Source organism: Bradyrhizobium sp. Pha-3 (assembly GCF_042258325.1).
Classification (GTDB): domain Bacteria; phylum Pseudomonadota; class Alphaproteobacteria; order Rhizobiales; family Xanthobacteraceae; genus Bradyrhizobium; species Bradyrhizobium elkanii.
The window spans coordinates 653057-678984 of the sequence record NZ_CP170151.1 but is presented as its reverse complement, the minus strand read 5'-3'; the positions used below and the strand labels follow the sequence as shown (position 1 = coordinate 678984).

Annotated in this window: 22 protein-coding genes and 3 pseudogenes; 13 read left to right on the top strand and 12 right to left on the bottom strand. The window is 65.6% G+C overall.

Features of this window, described 5'->3' with window-relative positions; translation table 11 throughout:
* Positions 1–184: 184 nt before the first annotated feature.
* The 5 genes and pseudogenes from ACE10X_RS03100 to ACE10X_RS03080 all read left to right on the top strand — a co-directional run.
* Positions 185–349, top strand: a pseudogene (locus tag ACE10X_RS03100) (JAB domain-containing protein); the annotation flags it as partial.
* Between the two features lie 330 nt (positions 350–679).
* Positions 680–2815 carry a glycogen debranching protein GlgX gene (gene glgX, locus ACE10X_RS03095; protein WP_038385582.1) on the top strand — a complete coding sequence of 712 codons (2136 nt, stop codon included), beginning with the start codon at positions 680–682 and terminating at the stop codon, positions 2813–2815.
* A gap of 339 nt (positions 2816–3154) precedes the next feature.
* Positions 3155–5062, top strand: a complete 1908-nt coding sequence (locus tag ACE10X_RS03090; protein ID WP_051003054.1) for a sigma-54-dependent Fis family transcriptional regulator — start codon at positions 3155–3157, stop codon at positions 5060–5062.
* A gap of 191 nt (positions 5063–5253) precedes the next feature.
* Positions 5254–6687: a hypothetical protein gene (locus tag ACE10X_RS03085; RefSeq protein WP_375764042.1), complete on the top strand. Its 1434-nt coding sequence runs from the start codon at positions 5254–5256 to the stop codon at positions 6685–6687.
* Positions 6687–7091: a hypothetical protein gene (locus ACE10X_RS03080; RefSeq protein WP_038385584.1), complete on the top strand. Its 405-nt coding sequence runs from the start codon at positions 6687–6689 to the stop codon at positions 7089–7091. Before ACE10X_RS03085 ends, ACE10X_RS03080 begins: the two co-directional genes overlap by 1 nt.
* Before the next feature lie 9 nt (positions 7092–7100).
* Here the strand turns inward: ACE10X_RS03080 and ACE10X_RS03075 are convergent, their stop codons facing one another.
* On the bottom strand, positions 7101–7856 hold the full coding sequence (locus ACE10X_RS03075) for an SDR family oxidoreductase (RefSeq protein ID WP_038385585.1): 756 nt from the start codon (positions 7854–7856) through the stop codon (positions 7101–7103).
* 449 nt (positions 7857–8305) lie between these two features.
* Between ACE10X_RS03075 and ACE10X_RS03070 the strand changes: the two genes are divergently transcribed.
* Positions 8306–8782 (top strand): hypothetical protein, encoded by a 477-nt coding sequence (locus ACE10X_RS03070; RefSeq protein ID WP_038385586.1) that lies wholly within the window; start codon positions 8306–8308, stop codon positions 8780–8782.
* A gap of 144 nt (positions 8783–8926) precedes the next feature.
* On the opposite strand, the pseudogene ACE10X_RS03065 reads toward ACE10X_RS03070, so the two are convergent.
* Positions 8927–9701 (bottom strand): annotated as a pseudogene (locus ACE10X_RS03065) (MBL fold metallo-hydrolase).
* 72 nt (positions 9702–9773) lie between these two features.
* On the opposite strand from ACE10X_RS03065, the pseudogene ACE10X_RS03060 reads away from it, so the two are divergent.
* Together ACE10X_RS03060 and ACE10X_RS03055 are read left to right on the top strand one after the other, a co-directional pair.
* A pseudogene (locus ACE10X_RS03060) lies at positions 9774–9920 on the top strand (LysR family transcriptional regulator); the annotation flags it as partial.
* Between the two features lie 206 nt (positions 9921–10126).
* The gene (locus ACE10X_RS03055; RefSeq protein ID WP_244435837.1) at positions 10127–10660 is read left to right on the top strand and encodes a LysR substrate-binding domain-containing protein; all 534 of its coding nucleotides are present in this window, start codon (positions 10127–10129) and stop codon (positions 10658–10660) included.
* Positions 10661–10759: 99 nt separating this feature from the next.
* Here ACE10X_RS03055 and ACE10X_RS03050 read toward each other — a convergent pair whose 3' ends face one another.
* The 3 genes from ACE10X_RS03050 to ACE10X_RS03040 form a co-directional block, all read right to left on the bottom strand.
* Entirely contained in the window at positions 10760–11314 is a 555-nt protein-coding gene (locus ACE10X_RS03050; RefSeq protein ID WP_038385587.1) for a flavin reductase family protein, read from the bottom strand.
* 156 nt (positions 11315–11470) lie between these two features.
* On the bottom strand, positions 11471–12571 hold the full coding sequence (locus ACE10X_RS03045; RefSeq protein ID WP_038385588.1) for an LLM class flavin-dependent oxidoreductase: 1101 nt from the start codon (positions 12569–12571) through the stop codon (positions 11471–11473).
* Positions 12572–12892: 321 nt separating this feature from the next.
* Positions 12893–15235, bottom strand: a complete 2343-nt coding sequence (locus ACE10X_RS03040) for a mechanosensitive ion channel family protein (protein WP_038385589.1) — start codon at positions 15233–15235, stop codon at positions 12893–12895.
* 311 nt (positions 15236–15546) lie between these two features.
* On the opposite strand from ACE10X_RS03040, the gene ACE10X_RS03035 reads away from it, so the two are divergent.
* The 3 genes from ACE10X_RS03035 (at position 15547) to ACE10X_RS03025 (ending at position 17945) form a co-directional block, all read left to right on the top strand.
* Positions 15547–17277, top strand: a complete 1731-nt coding sequence (locus tag ACE10X_RS03035) for an ATP-dependent Clp protease adaptor ClpS (RefSeq protein WP_375764041.1) — start codon at positions 15547–15549, stop codon at positions 17275–17277.
* Positions 17278–17343: 66 nt separating this feature from the next.
* Positions 17344–17667: a type II toxin-antitoxin system RelE/ParE family toxin gene (locus tag ACE10X_RS03030; RefSeq protein WP_038385591.1), complete on the top strand. Its 324-nt coding sequence runs from the start codon at positions 17344–17346 to the stop codon at positions 17665–17667.
* A gap of 32 nt (positions 17668–17699) precedes the next feature.
* A complete protein-coding gene (locus ACE10X_RS03025) occupies positions 17700–17945 on the top strand; it encodes a helix-turn-helix transcriptional regulator (RefSeq protein ID WP_244435836.1) in 246 nt (81 codons plus the stop codon).
* Positions 17946–17980: 35 nt separating this feature from the next.
* Here ACE10X_RS03025 and ACE10X_RS03020 read toward each other — a convergent pair whose 3' ends face one another.
* Positions 17981–20068, bottom strand: a complete 2088-nt coding sequence (locus ACE10X_RS03020; protein WP_051003055.1) for a tetratricopeptide repeat protein — start codon at positions 20066–20068, stop codon at positions 17981–17983.
* Positions 20069–20408: 340 nt separating this feature from the next.
* Between ACE10X_RS03020 and ACE10X_RS03015 the strand changes: the two genes are divergently transcribed.
* Both ACE10X_RS03015 and ACE10X_RS03010 read left to right on the top strand, forming a co-directional pair.
* Entirely contained in the window at positions 20409–20873 is a 465-nt protein-coding gene (locus ACE10X_RS03015; RefSeq protein WP_038385593.1) for an Rrf2 family transcriptional regulator, read from the top strand.
* Entirely contained in the window at positions 20860–21678 is an 819-nt protein-coding gene (locus ACE10X_RS03010; RefSeq protein ID WP_038385594.1) for a class I SAM-dependent methyltransferase, read from the top strand. Before ACE10X_RS03015 ends, ACE10X_RS03010 begins: the two co-directional genes overlap by 14 nt.
* A gap of 45 nt (positions 21679–21723) precedes the next feature.
* Here the strand turns inward: ACE10X_RS03010 and ACE10X_RS03005 are convergent, their stop codons facing one another.
* From ACE10X_RS03005 to ACE10X_RS02980, 6 genes are all read right to left on the bottom strand, one after another.
* Positions 21724–21891 (bottom strand): hypothetical protein, encoded by a 168-nt coding sequence (locus ACE10X_RS03005; RefSeq protein ID WP_162832428.1) that lies wholly within the window; start codon positions 21889–21891, stop codon positions 21724–21726.
* 50 nt (positions 21892–21941) lie between these two features.
* The gene (mscL, locus tag ACE10X_RS03000; protein ID WP_038385595.1) at positions 21942–22361 is read right to left on the bottom strand and encodes a large conductance mechanosensitive channel protein MscL; all 420 of its coding nucleotides are present in this window, start codon (positions 22359–22361) and stop codon (positions 21942–21944) included.
* 79 nt (positions 22362–22440) lie between these two features.
* Positions 22441–22725 (bottom strand): hypothetical protein, encoded by a 285-nt coding sequence (locus tag ACE10X_RS02995; RefSeq protein WP_157788016.1) that lies wholly within the window; start codon positions 22723–22725, stop codon positions 22441–22443.
* Positions 22726–22803: 78 nt separating this feature from the next.
* Positions 22804–23208 (bottom strand): DUF3597 domain-containing protein, encoded by a 405-nt coding sequence (locus ACE10X_RS02990; protein ID WP_304557449.1) that lies wholly within the window; start codon positions 23206–23208, stop codon positions 22804–22806.
* 467 nt (positions 23209–23675) lie between these two features.
* Positions 23676–24176, bottom strand: coding sequence for a Rab family GTPase (locus ACE10X_RS02985; RefSeq protein WP_038385598.1), 501 nt, complete (start codon positions 24174–24176; stop codon positions 23676–23678).
* A complete protein-coding gene (locus ACE10X_RS02980) occupies positions 24176–25927 on the bottom strand; it encodes an OmpA family protein (protein WP_375764040.1) in 1752 nt (583 codons plus the stop codon). Before ACE10X_RS02980 ends, ACE10X_RS02985 begins: the two co-directional genes overlap by 1 nt.
* Position 25928: the final 1 nt, after the last annotated feature.

The window sequence follows — 25928 nt, the reverse complement described above, 5'->3', positions numbered from 1 at the left end:
GAAATGCATGTCACGGACAGATCGGGCATTGAAACAAGGACTCCAATCGAAGCGGCCAGGACCGAGCGTGAACTCTCGTGACTATCACGAACAATCACCCACTACATGCCCCAGTCTCCGCCTCCTACAGCTCGATCAGAATCTAAAATAACAGCAAACTCAAATAGATAATAGACGCCGCAGGCTCATGCACAACCACCCCTCCGGCGATCCGACACCGTCGCAGGCCGACATCCAGATGACCAAAGCGATCGTCGAGATCGCCAAGCCGCTCGGGATCGCCGTGCACGATCACATCATCGTCGGCAAGAACGGGCATACCAGCTTCAAGGGCATGCGGCTGATTTAGCATTGCACTCAACAAGCCCCCCGCTGTCGTCCCGGCGAAAGCCGGGACCCATAACCACGGGGTGAATTGTTGAAGCAGGCTGCGGCCCCAGCATCGCCAACCAACTGATATCCGGGGTAATGGGTCCCGGCCTTCGCCGGGACGACAGTGAATATGTTGCGCGCTCAGTGAGTCACACATACGCTTCGTATGCCCCGAATGGCGAACGGAGAGAGCGGCGTCGCGTTTGAACCGTCACACAGGCCAGGGGCAAACTCTCCTAAAATGGCCCATGCAACGTTTTCCGCGCGGCGGCGTTTGTTGCAGGTTGATCTCATGGCTGGGGGACCGATGTCCGATTACGTCATTGAGGAGGGGCTGCCCTATCCGCTGGGCGCCCACTGGAGCGGCCACGGCACCAATTTCGCGGTGTTTTCCGCCAACGCCACCAAGGTCGAGGTCTGCCTGTTCGACGGCGAGCGCGAGACGCATCGCTTCGAGCTGCCCGAATATACCGACCAGGTGTTTCACGGCTTCATCAACGGCGTGCAGCCGGGGACGTTCTACGGCTATCGCGTTTACGGCCCCTACCAGCCGGACGGCGGCCACCGCTTCAATCCGAACAAGCTGCTGCTCGATCCCTACGCCTGCGCCCATGCCGGCAGCCTGACGTGGAATCCGGCGGTGTTCGGCTACAAGATGGAAAGCGGCGACGACCTCACCTTCGACGAGCGCGACAGCGCGCCGTTCATGCCGAAATGCGTGGTGGTCGATCCCAATTTCGACTGGATCCAGGAAGCGCAGCGGCAGGACGTGCATTGGGACGAGACCGTGGTCTACGAGACCCACGTCAAGGGTTTCACCAAACAGCACCCGGGCGTCGACGAACATTTGCGCGGCACCTATGCCGGCTTCGGCTCGAACGCCGCGATCGACCATCTCAAGGCGCTCGGCATCACCTCGGTCGAACTGCTGCCGGTGCATTCCTTCATCAACGACAGCAACCTCCTCGACAAGCGCCTCACCAATTACTGGGGCTACAACACCATCGGCTTCTTCGCGCCGGATCCGCGCTACGCCGCCGACGTGCCGAACAGCCTGCGCGAATTCAAGGAGATGGTGTCGCGGCTGCATGGCGCCGGGCTCGAAGTCATTCTCGATGTCGTCTACAACCACACCGCCGAAGGCAATGAGCGCGGCCCGACGCTGTCGTTCAAGGGCATCGACAATGCGAGCTATTACCGGCTGCTGCCGGACAAGCGGCGCTACTACATCAACGACACCGGCACCGGCAACACGGTGAACCTGTCGCATCCGCGGGTGATCCAGATGGTGATGGACAGCCTGCGCTACTGGGCCGGCCACATGCATGTCGACGGCTTCCGCTTCGATCTCGGCACCATCCTGGCGCGCGAGGTCTACGGCTTCGACGAGCAGTCCGGCTTCCTGAAGGCGATGAACCAGGACCCGCTGCTCGCGACCGTCAAGCTGATCGCAGAACCCTGGGACTGCGGCCCCGGCGGCTACCAGGTCGGCGGCTTCCCGCCGGGCTGGGCGGAATGGAACGACAAGTACCGCAACGTCGTGCGCGATTTCTGGCGCGGCGAGGCGGCGCCAGGCAGCCTGGCGCCGCGGCTGCTCGGCTCGCACGACGTGTTCAACCGCGAGGGCCGCCGCACCTGGGCCAGCGTCAACTTCATCACCGCCCATGACGGATTCACCCTGAACGACTGGGCGAGCTACAACAACAAGCACAATGAAGCCAACGGCGAGCACAACAATGACGGCTCGTCGGACAACCACTCCTGGAATTGCGGCGCCGAGGGCCCGACCGACAATCCGGATATCCGCACTTTGCGTGAACGCCAGAAGCGCAACATGCTGGCGACGCTGCTGGCTTCGCAGGGCACGCCGATGCTGCTCGGCGGCGACGAGTTCGGCCGCACCCAGCGCGGCAACAACAATGCGTACTGCCAGGACAACGACATCTCGTGGTTCGACTGGAATTTTTCCGACGACGCCGGGAAGCTGCTCGCTTTCACCAAGCGGATGATCAAGCTGCGGCGCGACTATCCGATCTTGCGCCGCAGTCGCTTCCTCTCCGGCGATCGCGATCCGCAGCTCGAGATCCGCGACGTGGTCTGGATCAGCACCGCAGGCACGGAGATGACGCAGGCCGACTGGACCACCGGCTGGATCAAATGTTTCGGCGTCGTGCTCGACGGCCGCGCGCGCAAGACCGCGATCGCGCGCGAGGCCGAGGACGACACCGTACTTGTCATCCTCAACAGCTATGACGGCGAGGTCGACTTCAAGCTGCCGCCGACGTCGGCGGGGCCACAGTGGTCGCTGCTGCTCGATACCAACGCGCCGGAAGAGCCGCCGGGCGCGCAGTTTGCGTTCGACGGCACGTACAAGGCGGCGGGGCGTTCGTTCGTGCTCTTCACCGCCGGCGATGTTTCGTGCTCTTCACCGCCGGCGATGTGAAGTCATCCCCGTAGCCCGGATGCAGCGAGCGCAATCCGGGGCTGGACCATCCCCGGCTAGAGCAGCCCCGGATTACGCTACGCTCCATCCGGGCTACGGTCTGCCTTCTCCTTTGCCCGAAGCGGATCCCCACCCGCGTTGCTCTGCCGAGCAAAGCAACCTCCCCTTTTCAAGGGGAGGTTGGAGCCGATCCGCTCGGAATGGCGGATTACGCTTCGCTGATCCTCTGGACAGAGCTGCCTCCCCCCAAATGCTCCCCACCCCGCGACCCCGTCGGCCAATTGACATTCGGCCATGGGCTGCCAGACTTCGCGGAAAATTAGGGGTGGAGACCTCTGGATGGCCAATCTTTCGGCCTCAAATCACGTTGCCCGTGTTTTGTCGGCGGCCAACCAGGTGGCCGGCGTCAACACCGAGACGCGGATAGCCGCGTCCTGGCGGCGCTGCGTGGTCAGTCACAACCTCGATCCGGCCCGGCGCGGCCCGCCGCAGACCCTGACCGAGGCCGAGGTCCGGCACCTCGCCGAGCCGATGGAGGATTTGATCCAGGTCGCGATCCCCGAGCTCGAGGACCTCGCCCGCGTGCTCCACGACTCCGGCTACTGCGTCAACCTCGCCGATCCCAACGCCACCATGCTGGTGAGCCGGCTGCCCGGGGGCGACTACGCGCGGATGTTCCTGGAATGGAAGATCTATACCGGCTCGAACTTCGCCGAGACTTTCGAGGGCACCAACGGGCTCGGCACCGCGCTCGCCGAGCAGCGTCCGATCCTGGTGCATGGCGACGAGCATTTCCGCGAGCAGTGGCACATGTTCACCTGCGCGGTGTCGCCGCTGTTCGATCATGCCGGGCGGCTCGCCGGCGCCGTCAACATCACCTCGTGCCGCAGCGACCTCGGCCGCAGCGCGCATGAACTGGCGCTCGCCGTCACCACGGAGGCGACGCGGCGGATCGAGCAGTCGTTCTTCCGCCGGCGCTACCGCGCCTCCTGGATCGCGATGCTGCCCGGCGACGGGCACGGCATGCTGGCCTATGACGACGACCGCCGCGTGGTCGGCGCCTGCCGCACCGCGCGCGCCGCGTTCGGCCTGACGGACGCGATGCTCGACGACGGCATCGACCTGTCGCATCTCATTCAACTGGACGATCGCGCGACGCGGGCCACGGACGAGCCGGTCGCGCTGCGCCGCGCCGACGGCACGCCGTGGGGCCGCGGCCATCTGGCGCCGCCGGTGCGGGCGCGATCGCCGCGTCCACCATCCACGCCGCCGCGCGAAAAACCGGCCGGACAGTTTTCGGGCCTGCACAGGCTGGCGGGCCGCGATCCCGTGCTGATCAAGGGCGTGAAGCGGCTGATGACGGTCGGCAATCTCGATCTGCCGATCCTGCTGCATGGCGAGACCGGCGCCGGCAAGGACGTGTTCGCGCGCGCCATCCATGCCGCGAGCAATCGGGCTGGCCGCAACTATGTGGCCCTGAACTGCGCGGCGATGCCGGAGAGCCTGATCGATGCCGAGCTGTTCGGCTACGAGGCCGGCGCCTTCACCGGCGCGCGGCGCGAGGGATCGAAGGGGCTGATCGTGCAGGCCTCTGGCGGCACGCTGTTCCTCGACGAGATCGGCGACATGCCGCTTTCGCTGCAAACCCGGCTGCTGCGCGTGCTGGAAAACCGCGAGGTCTGGCCGCTCGGCGCGCTGAAGCCTGTCGCGGTCGACATCCGCCTGATCAGCGCCACGCACCGTGATCTGGCGCGGATGGCGGAGGACGGCAGCTTCCGCTCCGATCTGTATTACCGGCTGCGCGGCATGGAGATCCGCCTGCCCGCGCTGCGCGAACGCGCCGACCGCAGCGACGTCATCGCGCAGATCGCCGACGAGGAAGCGCCGCACTGCCGCATCGCGGCCGACGCCTGGACACAGCTGATGGCCTATCCGTTCCCCGGCAACATGCGCCAGCTTCGTCACGTGCTGCGGCTCGCCGGCGCCACCGCCGAGGGCGGCGTCATCACCGAGGCCGATCTCGATCTGCCGCCGTTCAGCGCGCGCGGTGTGGAGGCCGATCACGCAGCGAGCGAGCGCACCGCAATCGTCGATGCATTGCGCGCCAATGACGGAAGAGTGACGGACGCCGCCAGGGCGCTCGGGCTCAGCCGCGCGACGTTGTACCGGAAGATCAAGGCGTTAGGGATCGCGCTGGACAGCTGGACCAGAACGGCCCCTGCTGTTCCGGCGGTGCGGGAAAGGTGATATCGTACGGTTTTCGCCTTCAACGCCACGGAGCGGGTCCCATGACACGGTTTCCCCTCGCTGTGGTCGTTGGCCTCATTGCCGCGACCATTTCGCAGCCTGCCGCCTCGGATTCTACTGAGCAACGATTGGGCAAAGTCCATTTTGTAACATCCTGCAAGCCTGAAGCGCAGGAGCTGTTCGATCGCGCCATGCTGTATCAGCATTCGTTCTGGTACAGCGCGTCGCGACGCACCTTCGAGGAGGTGCTGCAGGCCGACCCGCAATGCGCCATCGCCTATTGGGGCATCGCGCTCAGCTATCTCTACAATCCGCACGCGCCGCCGCCGCCGGAAAACCTTCCGCTCGGTCTCGAAGCTGCGAAAAAAGGCCAGGCGCTGAATGCCAGCACCCCGCGCGAGCGCGAATACATCGATGCCATCGCGGCGATGTATGTCGACTACGACAAGGTCGATCACCGCACCCGCGTGCAGCGATTCCTCGCGGCCGAAGAGCAGGTCGCGACGCACTATGCCGACGACGACGAGGCGCAGATCGCCTATGCGATCACGCTCAACGTCGCGGCCTCGCCGGGCGACAAGACCTATGCCAACCAGCTGAAAGGCGCGGCGCTGCTCGAACCGATCTTCACGCGCCAGCCCGAGCACCCCGGCATCGCCCATTATCTGATCCATCTCTACGACTATCCGGCGCTCGCGGAGAAGGGCCTCCCCGCGGCGATGCGCTATGCCAAGATCGCCGAACACGCGCCGCATGCCCAGCACATGCCGTCGCACATCTTCACGCGCGTCGGCTACTGGAAGGAGTCGATCGCCTCGAACAAGGAATCCGCGCGCATCGCCAAGGAAGACGGCGAGCAGCAGGACCAGGCGCACGCGATGGACTATCTGGTCTATGCCTATCTCCAGCTCGGCCAGGACAAGGAGGCGCGTGCGGTGGTCGACGAGCTCGGCAAGCTCCAGTTCAAGCTCGACCGGTTCGCAGGCCCCTTCGCGGTGGCGGCAAGCCAGGCCCGCTATGTCTTCGAACGCGGCGACTGGAAGGGTGCTGCCGCGCTTGAAGTGCATCCGACCAAATACGCCTATGCGGACGCCATCACCTATTTCGCCCGCGCGGTCGGCGCCGCACGCTCCGGTGATCCCGCCGCCGCCAAGGCCGACGTCGCCAAGCTGGTCGAGCTGCGCAATAAGTTGAAGGACACGAAGGACGCCTACTGGTCCAACATCGTCGACATCCAGCAGCAGATCGCCAGCGCCTGGGTGCTGTACGCGGAAGGCAAATACGACGAGGCGCTCGGCGCGATGAACGCCGCCGCGGAGGCGGAAGACAAGACCGAGAAGCATCCGGTCACCCCGGGGCCGCTGGCGCCGGCGCGTGAGCTCTACGCCGCGATGCTGCTCGACCGCGGCATGGCCAAGGAGGCGCTCGCCGCCTACGAGGCCGTGCTCAAGAAGGAGCCCAACCGGCTGGCGACTTATCTCGGCATGATCAAGAGCGCCAAGGCGGCCGGCGATCAGGCCAAGACCCAGGAATGCGCTGATCAGATCGCCCGACTCACGGCCGACGCCGATCTATCGCGGCCGGAGCTGATCGAATTGCACCAGACGACCGGAAGCAAGCTGTGATGCCACTGACGACATGGCGCAACGGTGGTGCGGCGCTGCTCGGCGTCGTTGCGCTATCGCTTGGCCAGGTGCCGCCGGTTGGCGCGATGGAGATCCTCGGCCAGGCCGGCGTGCTCGGCGAATGGGAGCTGACCGGACATCTCACCGAAAGCACGCCGGGCACGCCCAGGCAGTTTTCCGGACCGCTCAAGATGAAGCATGTGGGCATCTGCACGCAGGACGGGCCGGACGAACGCGCCGGAGAAATCAAGCTGCAAATCACGGGTGCGGATTCGCAGGTCACCGCCGAGCTGGTGCTGGACGGCGCGCCCTGCACCTACAGCGCCCGCAAGACGCGCAATTACGAGGGCACGCTGTCCTGCGAAGGACGCGCGCCCGTTCCGCTGCTGGTGTGGCTCAAATAGCCGATACCGTCACGCCGCCGGTCGCGCGCGGCGCAGCCATTCGTTCAGATCGATGCGGCCGAGGCGCGCCTCGCCGAGCGGCACCAGCGAGTGCTGCTCGACCCGGCCGCCCCAGTAGAGCGCGTCGGGATCTTTGACCACCTCGCGCGGATCGCCTTTTGCCTTCAGGTAGCGCGCCACGATCTCGTTGAACGGCGCGCGGTCGGGACCTGCGATCTCGACGATGCCGTTGCGCGGCGGCTCGAGCGCGATATCGGCGACGAGCGCGGATACGTCTTCCGCCGCGATCGGCTGGAACAGTCCGGGCGAGAGCCTGACCGTGTTTCCAGCTACGCTCGCATCGGCAATCGCGCCGACGAATTCCATGAACTGGGTCGCGCGGATGATGGTGTAGGGAATTCCGGACGCCTCGATCAGCTTCTCCTGCGCGACCTTGGCGCGGAAGTAACCGTTCTCGGGCGTGCGGTCAGTGCCGACGATCGACAGCGCGACGTGGTGCCTGACGCCGGCCGGCTTCTCCGCCGCCAGCAGGTTGCGGCCGGAGGTCTCGAAGAATTCCATCACCGCCTTGTCCTCGAACGAGGGCGAATTGGCGAGGTCGATCACGACCGCCGCGCCGGCCAGCGCCTCCTTCAGCCCCTCGCCGGTGATCGCATTGATGCCGTTTTTCGGCGAGGCGGCGACGACGTCATGGCCGCCCTGGCGCAGTATGGCCGTGGTCCTGGAGCCGATCAGTCCTGTACCGCCGATCACAACGATCTTCATGGTGATACTCCTTGTCGGTGACGAGGTTTCTCGAGACATGCTTGCCGGATTTGCCCGCGGCAATCGTCATGGGTATGTCGATCCGCTGCAACTTCGATGGTTGCCGCGCGCGGCCGACCACGGCAGCGGGGAGAAGAACTGATGAGTTCGCGCTCCATCCTCGGTCGCTCGCTCGCATGCAACCACACTATAGCATGCCACGGCTGTTCTGATGTCGCGGAACCTGCCATTTGATGCGCACGAGCCGTCGGTGGCTATGCTTGCTGAACCTTCTACCGTCGCGTAAACTAATGCGTGCGTTCCAGCCAGCGTGCTGGGGTACCGAAAGCTTCGGCCGCTGCCGGGATATCACCGCGGGCTCTCTTTCGTGCTGCAACGCAAATGCTGGGCATGACGTTTAGCCCGCTGTGCACTCCTTGATTTGATTTCAGCAAACGCAGGAGGAGTCTATGCGGAATTTTATCACCTTTTTCGTTTCCAGCCTGGCAATCGTCGTTGCGGGGTCGACCGCGTTAGCGGGTGAGAAGGTGCTCGAGTTCAAGCTCGTCACCAAGCCTGTCGACCTCAAGGTCATCGAGGCAGCAAACGTCGATGGGCAGACGGTCGTTTCCGGCAAGTTCTTTGGTGTCGCCGTCTTCAGTGACGGCCATATCGGGGTGAAGGAGTTCGTCCATTCAGGAGACATGCTGAAGGGCTCGGGCTCCTATTACGGTTACAGCACCTACACGTTCGAGGAAGGCGCGATCACCGCGCGTTACACCGGCGCGATCAGGGACGGAAAATCAAACGGCGAATATACGATCCTTTCGGGCACGGGCGCCTATGCGAATGCGACGGGCACAGGAACGATCGAAAGCGCGCCGAACCCGTTCAAGGGGGTCAATCTCCTGAACATCAAACTGGTCGTGAGAACGCCGGGGTCATAGCAGCGCAGCGTCCGCGGGACCACGGCAAGGACAGCGACGCCTCACATGAGCGTTGGCCCGGCCAGCGGTCGTATGGCCGCGCCGGGCCCACGCCATCAAACGGCGCCGCGGTCAGCCCCGTGTTCAGGTTCTGCCACGGCCGGCTCACCATGACAGCGGCAGCGGCTTGCCCTTTTCAAGCCGGATCAGACGGCCCGCCAGATTGAACTTGGCGAAGACGTCCAAAAGCTGGTCCTGGCTTTCGCGCAGATGGCCCCAACCTTCGTTGTGGACCGCGACAAGGGCTGCGTCGGGAAAGGCGTGCGCAGCCTCCAGCGCATCCTCGCTGCCCATCGTCATATGGAAAACGGCCACGGGGCTCCGCGGCGCCCGTGAACAGCACAACGAGCTTGGGCGAAAACCGCCTCGCGACCTCGGCGGTGCCTTCGAACCAAAGCGTATCGCCGGTGACGTAAAGCAGGTCTCCCGGCTGCTCGGCGCCGAGCGCAAATCCAACCACGTCGCCGGCGTCGACCCCGACGGGTCCATGGCGGGCCGGCGTGGCGGTCACAAACAACTTCTTGCGATCGCTCTCGAGGACGCGGGTCTCGAATGGAGCAAGGCCCAATGCGTTCCCGCCGAGACGCTGCGCGCCGGAATCCGTCGTGTAGGTTATGCCGACGTGCGGAAGAAGCGCGCGGCCGGCATTGTCGAGATTATCGAAGTGGTGGTCGTGACTGAGCAAGACTGCGTCGAGCTTGCCGATCCGTTCGACCGAAAGGGCCGGCCCATCCGTCTTCCTGTGCCGCACCGGGCTGTACGCTCCCTGATACTCGCCATGAGGGTCGAAGGTGGGGTCCGTCAGCAGACGAAACCCGTCGTACTCGATGAGCACGGTCGGACCGCCGACCAGGGTCAAGGTGAGATTCGGTGCCGCCATGAACTGCTCCCGCGCAATTGTCAGCCCAAATAACCAGCTCCCGTCCTGAGCGGAATTCGCTATTCTTTCTCAATGGCTGATCAAAATCGCACAGCGATCGATTGGGAGGATGTCCGGCTGTTCGCCGCACTTGCCCGCCACGGCAGCCTGTCGGGAGCCGCGCGTGCGCTCTCGGTGAACCATGCGACCGTCGCCCGCCGCGTGAAGTCACTGGAGACCGCGATCGGCGAACGGCTGGTCGAACGGCGTCCCGACGGTTACGTCCTCACCCGGAGAGGCGCGCGCATGCTCGATGCCGCCAACGATATGGAGGCCGCGGCAGCAAGGCTTGGCCACAGAGGTACGTCGGGCGCGCCGACCGGGCTTGTCCGCATCAACGCGCCCCGAGCCTCTCGCAGAACTTCCTCGTCCATCGCCTCGCCAGGCTGTCCAGGCAGCAGCCGGGACTCGACATCGATCTGGCAACCGACTTTCGAACCGTCAGCCTCGAAAGGCGCGAGGCAGACATCGCCCTGCGATTTGGCCGTCCGGAGGATGGCGATGTCATCGCCAGGCGACTCGTGTCGATGGGTTTCGGCTTCTACGCGACCGCCGATTGCCGCCGCAGGATCGACGCCGGCGACGAGCCCGTGTTCGTCGGTTTCGACGAGGCCAATGCCCATCTTCCCGAAGCGCTGTGGTTGTCCCGGAAATTTCCCCATGCGCGCATGTCCTTCCGGACCAGCAACCGGGCCGCGCAGGCCGCGGCCGCACAGGCCGGCGCGGGCATAGCCCTGCTTCCGCATTTCATCGGCCGAGCCGAACGGAAGCTGTGTGCCTGCAAACTCGCGCACGCCCCGCCGCCACGCGAACTTTGGCTCATCACCAGGCGCCGCGACCGAAATGACCCTCTCGTCGGCACCGTTGCCCGGCATCTCGCGGACATCTTCGCCAATGAGCGCGCGCTGTTCGAGGATTAGACTCGCTGCAGAGCCGCAGAGGTACCCGAATTACTGTCGGCGAGATGGCCCGCGCGCAGATCATTGAGGAAATGCCGGGGAAGGCCCTAAGCGCAAGCCTTACGAAAACTCGTTCCAGCTCACACGCCGCGCGTCGAGGTCGCCGAGCTCGATCGGATCATGGATGTTGCGCACGCTCTGGAAGCCGCTGCGCAGATAGATCAGCGGATCGACCGTGGTCGCGGCGCGGACGTGCTGGACCTCGCCGATGAAGATCGAATGGGTCTTGGTCTCGAGCTCCTGCGCCAGCACGCAGTCGAATGCCGCGACGGCATCCTCCAGCACCGGGGCGCCGGTGGCGCCGGTGGTCCAGCGCCCAAACGCAAAACGGTCGTCGCCGTTGACGCCCTTCTGGCCGGAGAAGGTCAGCGCCAGCAGCGCGTGGTCCTCGTTCAGGAAGTTGATGACGAAATGGCGCTCCTCGCGGATGCGCTGATGCGCGCTGGCGTTACGGTTAACGCAGACCAGCAACGAGGGCGGATTGTCCGACAGCGAGCAGGCCGAGGTCACGGTCAGGCCAGTGCGCTGCCCGGTCTCCGAGCCGACCGTCACCAGCGCGACAGCGCCCGCGCAATGGCGCATCGCCTGCTTGAAACTCTGTGCGTCGACCGTCATGCCGCAAACCCTGTTTGAGCATGATCTTGCCCGGAAAACCGCTTCGCACTTTGCGCTAACGCGGCCCTCCGGGTCCGGATCATGCTTCGGTAAAAAACACTCCGTTCAAGATATGCGAGGCGGGGTGCGAGGCAAGCCCCGCACCCCGCGCAGCTGTCATGCAGCCTTCTCGAACTCGGCGCCGAGATGCTTGAGCCGCGGCATCACCTCGTTCTTGAGCAGGTCCAGCGAGTGTCGCCAGGCTTCCGGCTTGTGCTTGTAGTCGAAGCCGAACACACAGAGGACGCCGAAGCCGCCGACCTCCCGGTAGATCTTCTCGATCTTCTCGGTGACCGTCGCCGGCGAGCCGACGATCCAATTCCGGCGCGCGCAATATTCGACGGTGACGTCGCTATCAGGCACGTCGGGCGCATGCTTCAGATAGTCCTTGAAGCCGAAGTGGCCGAGCAGCGGCAGGAAGTACTCGCTCATCATCCGGCCCATCATGTCGCCGGTCGACAGCTTCCACGCCTCCTCGTCGGTATCCGCCACGAACACTTCGCGCACCAGCCGCCAGTCCTTGCGGCTCGGCTTGCGGCCGGTCTTGGCTGCACCGGCCTCCACAGAATCCCAGTGGCTGCCGACATAGGCCGGGTTGAGGTTGAGGCTCATCGGGATGAAGCCGCGCTCGCCGGCGAGCTTGAGCGTGTCGGAGTTCTTCGACAGGCCGGCGACGCCGATCGGCGGATGCGGGCCCTGCAACGGCTTGATGTGCGGCTTGAGGAAGTCGAACATCGTGTCCGGCTTGCTCACCGTCCAATATTTGCCCTTGTGCGTCCAGGGAGCCGGCTCGGACCACATCTTCAGGATGATCTCGAGCGCTTCGCGGGTCATGTCGCGGTTCTGGCCCGACATGCCGTCGACATTGAACATCGCCCAGTCGCTCGGCAGGCCCGAGGCCGCGACGCCGAAGTTGAGGCGCCCGTTCGAGAGATGATCGAGCATCGCGACGCGGTTGGCGAGCTCTGCCGGGTGATGATATGGCAGCAGGAAGCCGCCGGGCCCGATGCGCAGATTCTTGGTCTGCAGCAACGCCTGCGCCACCAGCAGGTCGGGCGACGGATGCGGCTCCCACGGCGCGGTGTGGTGTTCGCCGATCCAGGCTTCCTGATAGCCGAGCTCGTCGAGCCAGCGCAGCGTCTGCAGGTCCCAGTCGTGGCCCTCCTTCAATCCGCACTCCGGCGGATGCGAGGGCATGGTGAAGTAGCCAAGCTCCATGTGCGTTTCCTTCCTTCGCGTTGGGTTCAGTCATGCAATGCGTCTTGCCGCGCACTGCATGACGATCAGCAAGCGCTGTGCCAGCGGAGGAAGTCGCAGGGAATGGGTGAGAACGGCCGGATTTCGGCCGGCTGCGCGCCGGTCTTCGGGCTCAGGAGCGCCGCGACCGTCTCACGGTCGCGAGACGTATCGCAATCGTGAGACGGATAATGCCCCTCATGGTGAGGAGCGCGAATGCGCGTCTCGAACCATGAGGCCCGTCTGCGGCCTACATCCTTCGAGACGCCCGCTATGCGGGCTCCTCAGGATGAGGGTCAGGAATCAGCCCGCCGCGCGGCGCGGCTGGGCGTTGGTATCGGGCTCGGAGGGTGGAGGAAGCTGCATCAGGATGGTCTGGCCCATCGAGGCGATCTCGATGCCCTCCTCCTGGAAGCGCCGCTTCATGCGGCGGTTGAACTCGCGTTGCACCGCCCAGCGCCCGCTATCGGTGCAGCGGATCTGGCCGACGATGGTCACGACCGAGCCGTCGACCTTGTCGACGCCCCACAATTCGAGGTCGCCTCGAATGAATGCGCGATACGCCGTCTCCTGGCGCATTTGGGCGACGATGTCCTTCAGCACCTCGCCGGCGCGGTCGGTGTCCTCCTTGTAGGACACGTTGACGCTGACCGCGGCATTGCCGGCGCCGCGGCTGGAGTTGGTGATCGTCGTCACCGCGCTGAACGGCACAACGTGCACCGAGCCATCGCCGGCGCGTAAGCGCATGGTACGGATCGAGACGTTCTCGACCACGCCCGACAGGCCCGACACCGTGACGTTGTCGCCGACCTGCACGGTGTTCTCGATCAAAAGGAACAGCCCGGTGATGAGGTCCTGCACCAGCTTCTGCGAGCCGAAGCCGATCGCGATGCCGACGATGCCGGCGCCGGCGAGCAGCGGCGCGACATTGACGCCGATCTCGCTGAGCGCCGTGAGGCCGACCACCGCGACGATCATGCAGAACAGCGCGGTTCGCAGCATCGGCTGGAAGGTGCGCAGGCGCGCGGCGCGGGCGTAATGCCCGTCGCGCGACAGGGTGTCGATCTGCCGGTCCATCAGCGCATTGGCGACTTCCCAGATCACGGCCGCGGCCAGCGCGGCAATGCCGATCGTCACCAGCGCCGAGATCAGGCGGCTTCCGATCTGGCCGCCATAGAACCAGACGATGGCGTCGACGCCCCAGACCTCGAGCAGCGCGACGAAGCCAATGAAGGCGATCACCGCCGTGACCACCTTGCGCAGCAGCGGCAGATAGCGGTTGGCGCGCGTCTCGAGCCCCGGGAAGCGCTGGATCAGCTCCGGGCTGATGCGAAAGCCGCGATCGATCAGGCTCAGCACCACCATGGTGACGAGGCGGGTAACCAGCAGCACCGCGATGGTGCCGACGAAATATTGCAGCAGCAGCGAATAGCCGTTGCGGATGTTGAGCGCCCACACCGCCCACAGCGCGAGGTCGAGCGCGATCGCCAGCACATGCCAGAGCGCCGCGAGCCGGTTGCGCGTCCGCGCCGCAAGCCCGGTGCGATCGGCCGGCGCGCGAATGGCGTCGGCGACCTGGCGGCGGCACTGCAGGATGATGACGACGACGAAGAGATGCACCACCAGCATCACGAGCCGGATCAGCGCGGCATAGCCGGCGCGATGCAGCCCGAGCAGCAGCGCGACATTGGCAAAGGCGATACCCGAGACGCCGACGGCAACGATGCGCCGGGCCCAGATCTCGATATAGGCCGCGGTCTCGGCACGGACGCGGAACAGGCCGAACGGCCCCGCCAGCGCGCGCACCGCGCAGATCAAGACACGCGAGAACACATAGGCGTTGACGACGGCCAGGATCACAAGCCGCGTGGTCGATTGATCGCCGATCTCGGTGCCGAGCAGCGCGGTGGCGATGCCGCCGAACACGACGACCGGCAGCAATTCGAGCAACAGGCGCCCAAGCACGAAGGGCAGCCGGACCAGCGACTGCCAGGCCCGCGCCAAGCTCAGCCGGCGCCGCTGCAACTCGGGCGCCGGCGTGACGTCGGCAACCGACGACGGCGGATCGACGCTGGCGAGCGTCTGCACCGGCACGCGCGCGGTCTGCGGCAGCCGCGCTTCCAGGAACGCGACCGGCCGCTTGATCAGGCGGAACACCACCCATTCGGCGGCCAGCGCGCAGCCGAACACCAGCGCCAGCTTCCAGGCGATATCGATCAAGAGGCCATAGGCGACCGGATCATTGGCGGTACGCACGAACCAGTAATAGAACGCCGGGAAATGCGTCAGCGTGCGCGCGACGTCGGCGACCTCGCGCGACATCTCGCCGACCTGCTCGGACACCATCAGCAACAGCTGCGCACCGAGGCTGTCGGCGGTGAGCGGGATCGATGATTGCGGCTGCTCGGGCGCCGGCTGCGCCGCCGCCTGCGGCGACGCATTGGCGATGGCGCGCAGCGTGTTGATGATCTCGCCGCGCTTCTTGTCGTCCTGCAGCGTGTCGAGCGCGCGTTTCGCCTGCTCGGGCGTCAGCGCGTCGCTGGTAACGGTTTGCGGCGGCGCCGGCTTGGCGGCCGGCTGCGCGAACGCGGGAGAGACGAACAAAGTGAAGACGAGAAGCAGCGCAAGGCGAAGTTTGTGCGACACGAGGGCCTCATAAATAACTGCGCGACCGCAAACCCTTGGAGGAATCTGCTCTCGCGCTCGCGCCATGTCGGATACTCCTTTTCGCCCCGATCGTGTGTCGGAAGTTTGCCGCTGTGACGGCCATCTCTTGGCATTACCGCAACACAATCGTCACAGGCGTTGAGCCGCGTTTACACTTCCACTGCGCGTTCCCGGCCGATCGGCTCACTACACGTCAGGGATGAGACGGCAGAATCTTTCGCTTGACGCGCAGGAGAAGCCGTGATGTTCTTATTTTGTTCTTTTGTTCCCAATTGCGTTTCGGGGGTCTCATGCACGACGTGTTTAGCGACGACGGTCCGGTGCGGCTCTTCATTCACGACGACGATGAGACCCCGCTGGAATTCGTGCAGGATTTGTTGCGCACGGTGTTTGGGAAATCCGAGCAGGAAGCCATCGCCTGCGCTGCCTTGATCGAGGCCAAGGGCGCCATTCCGTGCGGTCCCTACCCGGGACCGGTCGCACGGGCAATCTTCAACTCGGCGAAGTGGCTGATCCGCCCCAACGGCCAGCCGTTGATGATCACCACCGAATCCGCCGACACCAGCCGCCCCTGCGATCTCTGCGAAGCCCCGAGGGCCGTGACGGAGATTCTGATCCCCGGCACGACTGCATCGCTGTGCAGCGACTGCCTGCTCGCTGCACGCCGCAGCTCGGAAGAATTGCCGGGCGAGACGTTTCGGTCCGCTTACGTTGCGCTCGACTGGCATTTCGCCGGCGTTCCGCGCAACCTGATCGTGACACGGGCGCGACAGTTTCCGGGCCACATGCGCGCCGACGTTCAGGTCGCGATCGACAAGCTGCTCACCGATCCCATCCATTTCTTCGGCATCCATGAGGAATATCGCTACGAGACGCTCGACTTCGCGGCGCTGATGAAGGCCGGCCGCAATGCGCCGGCGATCGCGCCGCCGCAATATCGCGACGTCGATATCGGCGAGGCCGAGCCGGTAAAATGCCTTGCCAATGGACTATGGCTGTGCCGAACCGGCGAACTGCGCTACGCCGTGCTGCTGACGTTCCATCGCGAGTATAATCACGAGCCGTCGCTGCGAATCGAGCTTGCGTTGCCCGCCGGGGCGACCGGCAATGCTTTCGTGCAACGCACCTTCTCCGAGCTGGAGGCCGCTGTGCATGCAGCGCGATCCTATCGCGGCAAGATCCTGTCGCTCGAGGATGGCGCCAACTATCGCGGACGTTCGCGTGGCTTGACCGTGCATCGCCTGCCGACGGTCGCTCGCGATGACGTGATCCTGCCGGACCGGACGCTGCGGCTGCTCGACCGCAACGTGCTCGGTTTTGTCGAGAGCCGCGATTTGCTGCGCAAGCTCGGCCAGTCGACCCGCAAGGGCATCCTGCTGTATGGCCCACCGGGCACCGGCAAGACCCACACCATCCGCTATCTCGCCACCAACCTGCCAAACCACACAACGCTGATCATCACCGCCGAGCAGGTCGGCCTGCTCGGCGCCTATATGAGCCTTGCCCGGCTGCTGCAGCCGACCATGGTCGTGATCGAGGATGTCGATTTGATCGCACGCAACCGCGAGGACATGGGCGGACCGTGCGAGGAATCGCTGCTCAACAAGCTGCTCAACGAGATGGACGGCCTGAAGGAGGATTGCGACATCCTGTTCGTGCTGACCACCAATCGGCCGGAAGAGCTGGAAGGCGCGCTGGCCGGCCGGCCCGGCCGCATCGACCAGGCCATCGAGGTGCCGCTGCCCGACGAGACCGGACGCGGCAAGCTGATCCGGCTCTACGGCAAGGGCCTGCCGCTCGAACTGCCCGTCGTTGATGCAGCGGTGCAGCGCACCGCCGGCGTCAGCGCCGCCTTCATCAAGGAGCTGATGCGCCGCATCGCGCAGGCCAGCATCGCCCGCGGGGGAGGCCAGGATGTCACCGCTGACGACATCGACGGCGCGCTGAACGAGATGTTGTTCGACGGCGGCCGGCTCAACGTGAAGCTGCTCGGCGGCGCGCAGGGGATGAGTGCGGGGTGATCAGAATGGCTGCGCTTCCAGCCGATTTGCTGCTTCTCTCTATCTCAAAAATGAGATACCCTCACGATGTCCTGGAGCGTCGAAATCCTCAACGAGGTCGTCGTGGAAGAGATCGCGGCGCTGCCAGCCGACATGCAGGCGCGTTTCATCCGCCTTTCGGAGCGCATTGCTGCCGCTGGGCTCGAAAGCCTGGGCGAACCGCATGTGAAGCATTTGGTCGGCAAACTTTGGGAGTTGCGATTGACCGGGCGCGATGGAATCGCAAGGGCACTCTATGTGACGGCCTTCGGCCGGCGCGTTGTGATCGTCCGCGCGTTCGTGAAGAAGTCTCAAAAGACGCCACCGAGTGAGATCGAGTTAGCGCTGCGGCGAGCAAAGGAAGTCACATGACTGTACCGTTCGAAAAGCTCAAGGCGCGGCTGTTGGCCAATCCGAAGGTCCGGGCGGAATACGATGCGCTCGCGCCTGAGTTCGAAATCGCTGCCGAGTTACTCAGGGCGCGTCAGCGCGCGGGACTGTCGCAATCCGAGCTGGCGGCCAAGATGGGCACCAGCCAGTCAACCATCGCCCGCCTCGAAAGCGGCCAGACGCTTCCAAGCACCAAAACGTTGCTGCGATTTGCCAAGGCGACTGGCAGCAAGTTCCAGATCCGGCTTTCAGCCGCATAAGGCCTGCCAAAGCAGCAGACAGCACGGCTGGCCGATCATTTCATCGTTTGCGGCAGCAGCAGCGCGCCCTCGCCGGCCGCGACGCAGGCAAGCTCTTCCGACACGCGGGCCAGCACGCCCTCCCAGGCCTGCGGCTTGTCCTGGCGGAACAGCCGCATGGTCGGATACCAGGGCGTGTCGGCGCGATCGCGCAGCCAGCGCCAGTCGAGCGCATAAGGACACAGCATCCAGACTGGACGGCCCAGCGCGCCGGCGAGATGCGCCACCGAGGTGTCGACCGCGATCACGAGATCGAGCGCGCAGACGGCCGCCGCGGTGTCGGCGAAATCGCCGAGCATCGGCGCAAGGTCGACGATACCTGCGCCAAGGCCCCGCAGCACCGGAGCATCGTCCGCCCGCGGCTCCTTTTGCAGGCTGTAGAGCTGCACGCCTGAAGTGATCAGCCGCGGCAGCACGGCGTCCGCCGGCAGCGAGCGCTGGCGGTCGCCCTTGTGCCTGGGATTGCCGGCCCAGACCACGCCGACCCTCAGCGCAGTCACGCCGGCGAGCGCCTCGCGCCAGCGCGCGAGCTTGCCGGCATCCGCCCGCAGATAGGATATCGCGGCAGGAATGGTCTCGACGGTGGTGCGGAAGATCCGCGGCAGGCTCAGCAGCGGCAGCTGCAGATCGAACGGCGGCAGCGGCTCGCCGCGCGCGAACACCGCGACATCGGGCAGCATCGGCCGCAGCAGCGCGACCAGCGCCGGCTGCACCTGCAGAATGATCCGGCCGCCCCTGCCCGCCAGCATCGGCACATAGCGGACGAAATTGATGGCATCGCCGAGGCCGTATTCGGCGAACAGCAGCAGCGTGCGTCCCGCCAGCGGCTCACCCTGCCATTCCGGCTCGTCGAACACGGGATCGCCGTCGCTGAGCATCCTGGTCTTGCGGCGCCACTGGTACTCTTCAAAGCCCTCCTCGAACTCGCCGTTCATCAGCAGGAAATGCGCGTGGTTGTAATGCGCCAGCGGCTGCTCTGGATCGAGCGTGATGGCCCGGCGCGAGGCCACGAGCGCCGCATCGATGTCGCCGGCATTGCGCAGCGCGACCGCGAGGTTGGCGTGGCCCTTGGCATAGAGCGGCTCGAGCTCGATGGCGCGCCGATGCGCGGCGACCGCGGCCTCGACCAGATTCTGCGCCTCGAAGATGATCCCGAGATTGGTGTGCGCGGCGGCGTAGTCCGGCTTCAACGCCAGCGCGAGCTCGGCGCAGGCGATGGCGTCGTCGACCTCTCCGAGCTCGAACAGGCAGGCGCCGAGATTGTTGAGGATGACGTGATCGGACGGGTCGCGGGCCGAGACCTGCCGATAGATGCGCACGGCTTCCTCGCGCTCGCCCGCCTCGTGCAGCACCATGGCCAGCAGGCGCTGCGGCGCGACGTTGCCGGGATCGAGTGCGATCGCGCGGCGGTAGTGCGGGATTGCGTCCTCCAGCAAGCCCTGGCGATAGAGCGCCGCGCCAAGGCCGCAATGCAGCCCGGCATTGTCGGGATCCGCGGCAAGTCCGCGGCGATAGGCCGTGGCGGCCGCTTCGTGCCTTTTCTGATCGGTCAATACATTGCCGAGGTTGAGCCAGACGCCGCGATAGACCGGATCGCGCGCGATCACCTCGCGATAGGCCTGTTCCGCCTCGACCGGCCGTTGCTGCCCGGCCAGCGCGACGGCGAGGTTGAACCGCGCCCGCGTCAGGCCACCATCGAGCGTAATCGCGCGGCGGAACGCGGCCTCGGCCTCGTCGAAGCGCGACAGATCGCACAGCGCAACGCCGAGCTTGATGTGCAGGCCGGCATCGTCCGGCCGCAGCGTGACGCCGCGCAGGAACGCCGCCGCCGCGCCTTCGTGCTCGCCCTTCACGGCGAGCGCGTCGCCGAGTGTGGCGAAAGCCGGTGCATGATCCGGATCGAGGTTGAAGACCCGATTCAGCAGCAGCGCGCCTTCCGCGGCACGATCGGTCACGAAGGCGATGACGGCGGACAGATGCAGCGCCGGAACATGGTCGGGATCGGCGGTGAGGATGTCGCCGCACAGCGTGCCGGCCTCCGCCGCGCGGCCCACGCCGTAATGCGCCACCGCATCCCGCAACATCCGATCGACCGCCACACTGCCCACGATACCGCCCCTGCCAAAGACCCCGATGCGGATTAAACGGGCGGCGCCGCGAAATCCGGCACGCGAATCCCGGTTGAACAATCAAAGCCAAGGTGCAGGTCCTTGATGTCTTCTCCTTCCCCCTGAAAGGGGGAAGGTCGGGATGGGGGTCAGCCGCAGACGACGTTGCAAGTGGAGAGAGCTGATCCCACCCGCTTTGCTCTGACGAGCAGAGCGACCTCCCCTTTTCAAGGGGAGGTGAGAGGGCGACCAGGAGAGACGATACCCGCCATCGCGGCTCTTGACGGCAATCGGATCATGTAACATATGAAGTTACATGATCCGCGATAGCCGCCTGTCCAGTGTCCTGCATGGCCTGCTCCACATGATCGGAGCCGGCGAGCCGGTCACGTCGGAGCAACTTGCACAGGCGATGGCCACCAACCCGGTGGTGGTGCGCCGCGTGATGGCGGGGCTGCGCGAGCAGGGTCTGGTGCATTCGGAGAAGGGCCATGGCGGCGGCTGGACGCTGGCGCGCGATCCCGCCGACATCACGCTCGCCGACATCTATCGCGCGGTCGGCGCGCCCGCGATCGTTGCGATGGGCCATCGCTCGGAAAATCCCGGCTGCCTGGTCGAACAGGCCGTCAACGACGCGCTCGGAGACACGTTTCGCGAGGTCGAGGCGCTGTTCCTGAAGCGTATCGGCACGGTGACGCTCGATGCGCTCGCGAGGGATTTCAAGCGCCGGCTCGCCAAACACAAGCAAAGCCTCGAGGACCAGATTCATGCAGTCAATTGAGCAGGCGAAACCTCTGCCGTACAACGATCCCGCGCACTGGGACAAAATGGTCGCCGCCTACGAGGCGCAGTCGCAGCCGTTCACGACGCTGTTCGCCGACGCCGCAGTCGCAACGCTACCGATCGACCCGTCATCCAGGGTGATCGACGTCGCCACCGGCACGGGCGCCGCGGCGCTGGCCGCCGCCCGCACCGGGGCCCAGGTCACCGCGATCGACTTCTCCGCCGGCATGGTGGCGCGGGTCCGCGCGCATGGTGCGGCGAATATCGAGGCGCGGCAGATGGACGGCCAGGCGCTCGATCTGCCGGATGCCGCCTTCGATGCGGCGGTGTCGGTATTCGGCGTGATGCTGTTTCCGGACTGGCGCGCCGGCCTCTGCGAGATGGCGCGGGTGACACGACCGGGCGGATCGGCGGCGATTGCGGTCTGGAAAAGCGCCGATGGCGCCGCCGTGCATCTCTTGCTCTCGCAGATCATCCGACGGCTCTATCCTGACAACGTCACGCCGATGCCCTGCACCGGCCTCGCCGAGCTCGCCGATCCCGGCCGCCTCGCCGCTGCGCTCATCGCCGCCGGCTTCTCCGATCCGGCGATTGCCGAGATCACCCACGACTTCAAGCTCAATGTCGCCAATCCCGGCGACGTCGACAAATTGTTCGAGTTCATGCCGCATTGGAGCGGGCTCGACGCCGAACAGAGCGCCGCAGTCGCGCGCGCCTTCCGCGCCGAGATCGAGCGCAGGCGGGTCGGCGACAGCTTCGCGATTCCGTCGACCGCGCTGATCGCAACGACCCGGCGGGCTTGACCGCAGCTGGCGTGATCCGACTACGTTTGCGGTCGCCTGCCGGCGCTAGCGCTTGTCGTCGTCCGGCGTTTCTTGATCGCTCGGCGGCTGCAGGCCGGGGCTGTTGGCCCAGCGATCGAGTTCCTCGATGACCCGCCGGTGGCTCGGCCGTAGCGGCTCTGCACCACCGGGCTCTTGCGACAATTTTCGAGGCAGCTTGACCTGATCTGGCATGGCTAGGCTCCAGAGCTGGGGGCTGTACGCAGTGGCATTCGCAGCGATTGCTACGCGCGCGACTTGAGGAGATCGCGGATCTCGGTGAGCAGATCCTGATCCCTGGTCGGCTTCGGCGGCTCGGCCGGCGCCGCGGGCGCTTCGCGCTTGAGCTGGTTCATGAGGCGGACCACGATGAACAGCACGAAGGCGACGATCATGAAGTTGAGCGTCAGGGTCAGGAAGTTGCCCCAGGCCAGCACCGCGCCCTGCTTCTTGGCATCGGCAAGGTTGGTCGCCGTCACCGACTTCGACAGCGCGGTGAAATAGTTGGAGAAGTCGAGCCCGCCGCTGACCGCGCCGATGGTCGGCATGATGATATCGGCCACCATCGACGAGACGATCGCGCCGAATGCCGCGCCGATGATCACGCCGACGGCGAGATCGACGACGTTGCCCTTCATGGCGAATTCCCTGAATTCCTTCAGCATGTGATCTCCTGTTTTCCAAATGAATGCGATGGCACGGCGCGGCGACTGGGTCGCCGGCCGCTATAAGCGCGACGAAAGACTATTTGCGATCGGCCGGCTTCGCGGGCGCCGCGACCGGCTGCGCAGGCGCGGCCTGCTCCCATGGCGCCGGCAGGATGACCCGCGCCGGCGGCAGGTTCTGCGCACCGTGCTGCACATTCGCATTGGCCGGGTGCAACTCGTCGCCGGAATTATCCGCGCGGGCGATGGCGACATGGATGCCAAGCGCCAGCGCAACGAATCCAATTCCCGCAGCAAGCGCCGCGCCAAACCGCAGCATGGCAGGCCGCGGCCTGTTCAGGATCGCAAGATGAGATGAGGTCATCGCAACTGCTCCTCACGCAATACACATCGTTCGGAACCGCGCGGGGCGCGAGCGCCGCGCGCGGCTGGAGGCAGGACGTCAAGTCTTGATGTCGTCCGGCAGCTTGCCGCCATTGGCGGCGAGCTTGGCCATCACCTGCTGATGCAGCCAGACATTCATGGTGGCGGTGTTGCTGGTGTCGCCGGTGTAGTGCAGCTCCTTCGCGAGCTCCTTGCGCGCCGCAAGGCTGCTGTCGAGACCGAGCGCCTTCATCAGGTCGACGATCGAGCTGCGCCAGTCGAGCTTCTCGCCGGTCGCAGCAGCCGCCTTGTCGACGATCGCGGCGACGTCGACGGTTTGTGCCGCCGCCGTGCCGGGCGCAGCGGATGCAGACGTCGATGCCGATGGCGCTGCGCCGGGCGCTGCCGCCGTCGTGCTCTCAGCGGTCTTGGCTTGGGCGCCGTGGCCGAAGATTGCACCCATGATGCTTCCAAAAATGCTCATGATCTCTCGCTCCATGCGCCCGAGACACCGTTCGTCCCGTGGCTGTTTCCAGTGACGGGGCGGACGATAGGCAGGCCATTGGCCGAGCGGAAGATGACCATCGTCACTATCGGAGTGTGGGACGGCGTGGTGCTGTCGGCGGGGAAAGCGTGCGGCTTTCTGCGGCCGCGCGAGAGCCTTTCATCGTACGCCCCACGTGCGATGAAGTCAGCCGTCCCGGCCCGATTCGCCAGCCCCGAGAAGTCGGGACGGCTGACACAGACATGCGTTCGGTATCGCGAGCTAGCCTAGCGCTCAGGATCACCTCGCCCCGCGTGCGGGGAGAGGTCGCAACGCATCGTTAGATGCGTTGCGGGTGAGGGGGAGTCTCCGCAAACGCCGCTATCACCGTATTTGTGGAGACGGCCCCTCACCCCAACCCTCTCCCCGGGAGAGGGGGTGCAGCGTCATCGCGATCGCTATTCGAGCTAGAGCTGGCGGCGGCGGATGGTCCGGGCGAGTTCGACAAAGCTCTCGGCAATGCCGACGCCGGTCTTGGCGCTGACCGATTTGACGCTCGACTTCGCAAGCTCGGCAATCGCGCCCGCGCTGCCCGCGGCTTCCGGCAAATCGATCTTGTTCAGCAGCGCCCGGTAGGGCCGGCCGGGGAAGCGCTCCTCGAAGCCGCGGACCAGTTCGACCATGCGGGTCACCGTCTGCGGCCGCGTGACGTCGGACACGATGATGGCGGCAGATGCGCCGGTGACATAGACGGTGTCGAAGATCTGCGTGCCGAAATCGCCGTCGGTGTCCCACAGCACGAGGCGCATCGGATCGCTGCCGTCCGCCGGCACCACGTCGTGGCTCAGGATCTCGACGCCCAGCGTCGATTTGTACTGGCCCTCGAACCGGTTGTAGATCAGCCGATAGAGGATCGACGTCTTGCCGACCCCCATATCGCCGAGCAGCATGACTTTCGCGGTGAGCATCAGCGGGCCACTTCGCCTCGATAGACCGTCTCGAACGCCACGCGACGATTGCCGCCGACGGTGGCGTCGACCCGGTCGGTGATCGGCATCGTCGCCGCGCGCGAAACCAAAATCAGCCGCGACGGATCGACCCCCAGCGCGGTCAGCCTGCGCTGGACCTGCTCGGCCCGCTTGCGCGCCAGCGTCCGGTTGGTGCCTTCCGTGCCGCTCTGATCGGCATAGCCGACGATGCGCAGCCTGAGATCGTTGTTCGCCATTAGTCCGGCGAGCTCGCGCAGCTGCTGCTCGGCCTGGTCGTTGTCGAGGACTTCGTCTGAATTGTTCGCGAAGAAGATCGCGGTCGTGGCGATGAAGCGGTCGAGCCGCGCCGCCGGACCGTCGACGACGGATTGCAGCTTCGCGTATTGCTCGCCCAGTTTGGCGTACTGCTCGCCGAGCTTGTCATATTGCTCGGTCAGGACGGCAGATTTCTGGTCGCCCGACTTCGCCTGCGCACCGATCGCCTCGCGCATCTGGTCGAGGCTCGCCTGCAGGCGCGTCAGGCTCTGCTGCAGGCCCGCGATGCCGGCCTGCGATGCCGCGATTTGCTCCGGTGCGGACACCAGACCGATGCGGTTGACGATCTTGTACGGTGCCGCGGCCGCGGCGAGCGCATCGATCAACGGCGCGGTCTCCAGCTGGCTCGGCTCGATGCCTGAAACGGCCACGCTTCGACTGCCGTGATCGAAGTCGAGCCGCAGCGGGAACGAGGCCAGCAACGGCTGCTTCGCGGCGAGCTGTTCCAGCGCCGCATGGGTCCGCCGCTCCACAAGACCGCGCGTCACCGACGTCGCGGCAAGCCAGAGCAACAGCGCGGCCACTGCCGCGAGCAAGGCGAAAAGGATCACCTTGCCGCGCCGGCTCGCGATCCTGGGTGGCGTACCGTCGGTCTCGATCGCGGCTGCCAGCGACGCCAGCATCGGCCCGTCGCAGTCCGCGCCGCGGTCGATGCGCTCGATCGCATCGAAGAACAGCGAGTTGATCCTGGCATTGTCGGCGGGCCGCAGCGGTCCCAGGCACTCCGCCGCCAGGATGAAGCGCGGCGAGGCGCGCAGCGCGAGCTGCCGTCCGCCGAAATCGAGCGTCTGCAGATTGCCTTCGCCGGCGAGCGCTTGCACCGAGAACTCCAGGATCGCCGCGACCATCGCGCTGAGCAGGTCGGCGCGCTCGTCGGCGGTCGCATCGCGCTTCCAGTCCGCGATCAGGCGGCCATTGCCGCGTTCGATGATCAGGAGCCGGTTGATCTGCGGCGGCTGATCGGCAAGCACGAATTCGCTGATCGGGCGTCCCGTCACCAGCGACTTGACGCGGCCGACCCACAATTGCGCCGAGGTCAACGCATTGATGCGCTGCTCGAGCGAGGCAACCAGCTCCCTGAACGAATTCGCCACGGCGGCGCTGACCAGCCGGCCGACGATCGGATAGAGCGCCTCGATCATCTGCTCGCGCGAAATCTTGATCTCGTTGCGGATCGCCGAGACCACGACCGGCGCAATGGCGCTGGCGAGCTCGCGCGGCCGGTTGACCTCGGCGCGCTCCAGCGCCTCGACCAGGATGCCCGCGGTTGCCGTCTCCAGGCGGTCGGCGTTGCCGACATAGCGCTGCAGCGAGTCGAGGTCGGCCTCCAGCGATGTCAGACGCGTCGCCTCGGGCTGAAACAGCAATGTCTTGAGCTGCTCGATCTCGCGGTTCTGGCCGGCAGCAGCTGCCATG

Excerpts from the sequence above, each read along its gene's own strand:
- mscL (WP_038385595.1), bottom strand. The coding sequence starts at position 22,361 with ATGCTGAAGGAATTCAGGGAATTCGCCATGAAGGGCAACGTCGTCGAT.
- ACE10X_RS03005 (WP_162832428.1), bottom strand. The coding sequence starts at position 21,891 with ATGCCAGATCAGGTCAAGCTGCCTCGAAAATTGTCGCAAGAGCCCGGT.
- ACE10X_RS03080 (WP_038385584.1), top strand. The coding sequence starts at position 6,687 with ATGCCACTGACGACATGGCGCAACGGTGGTGCGGCGCTGCTCGGCGTC.
- ACE10X_RS02985 (WP_038385598.1), bottom strand. The coding sequence starts at position 24,176 with ATGCTCACCGCGAAAGTCATGCTGCTCGGCGATATGGGGGTCGGCAAG.
- ACE10X_RS03075 (WP_038385585.1), bottom strand. The coding sequence starts at position 7,856 with ATGAAGATCGTTGTGATCGGCGGTACAGGACTGATCGGCTCCAGGACC.
- ACE10X_RS03045 (WP_038385588.1), bottom strand. The coding sequence starts at position 12,571 with ATGGAGCTTGGCTACTTCACCATGCCCTCGCATCCGCCGGAGTGCGGA.
- ACE10X_RS03050 (WP_038385587.1), bottom strand. The coding sequence starts at position 11,314 with ATGACGGTCGACGCACAGAGTTTCAAGCAGGCGATGCGCCATTGCGCG.
- ACE10X_RS03010 (WP_038385594.1), top strand. The coding sequence starts at position 20,860 with ATGCAGTCAATTGAGCAGGCGAAACCTCTGCCGTACAACGATCCCGCG.
- ACE10X_RS03085 (WP_375764042.1), top strand. The coding sequence starts at position 5,254 with ATGCTGTATCAGCATTCGTTCTGGTACAGCGCGTCGCGACGCACCTTC.
- ACE10X_RS02995 (WP_157788016.1), bottom strand. The coding sequence starts at position 22,725 with ATGACCTCATCTCATCTTGCGATCCTGAACAGGCCGCGGCCTGCCATG.
- ACE10X_RS03070 (WP_038385586.1), top strand. The coding sequence starts at position 8,306 with ATGCGGAATTTTATCACCTTTTTCGTTTCCAGCCTGGCAATCGTCGTT.
- ACE10X_RS03035 (WP_375764041.1), top strand. The coding sequence starts at position 15,547 with ATGCACGACGTGTTTAGCGACGACGGTCCGGTGCGGCTCTTCATTCAC.
- ACE10X_RS03030 (WP_038385591.1), top strand. The coding sequence starts at position 17,344 with ATGTCCTGGAGCGTCGAAATCCTCAACGAGGTCGTCGTGGAAGAGATC.
- ACE10X_RS02990 (WP_304557449.1), bottom strand. The coding sequence starts at position 23,208 with ATGAGCATTTTTGGAAGCATCATGGGTGCAATCTTCGGCCACGGCGCC.
- glgX (WP_038385582.1), top strand. The coding sequence starts at position 680 with ATGTCCGATTACGTCATTGAGGAGGGGCTGCCCTATCCGCTGGGCGCC.
- ACE10X_RS03015 (WP_038385593.1), top strand. The coding sequence starts at position 20,409 with ATGATCCGCGATAGCCGCCTGTCCAGTGTCCTGCATGGCCTGCTCCAC.
- ACE10X_RS03020 (WP_051003055.1), bottom strand. The coding sequence starts at position 20,068 with ATGTTGCGGGATGCGGTGGCGCATTACGGCGTGGGCCGCGCGGCGGAG.
- ACE10X_RS02980 (WP_375764040.1), bottom strand. The coding sequence starts at position 25,927 with ATGGCAGCTGCTGCCGGCCAGAACCGCGAGATCGAGCAGCTCAAGACA.
- ACE10X_RS03090 (WP_051003054.1), top strand. The coding sequence starts at position 3,155 with ATGGCCAATCTTTCGGCCTCAAATCACGTTGCCCGTGTTTTGTCGGCG.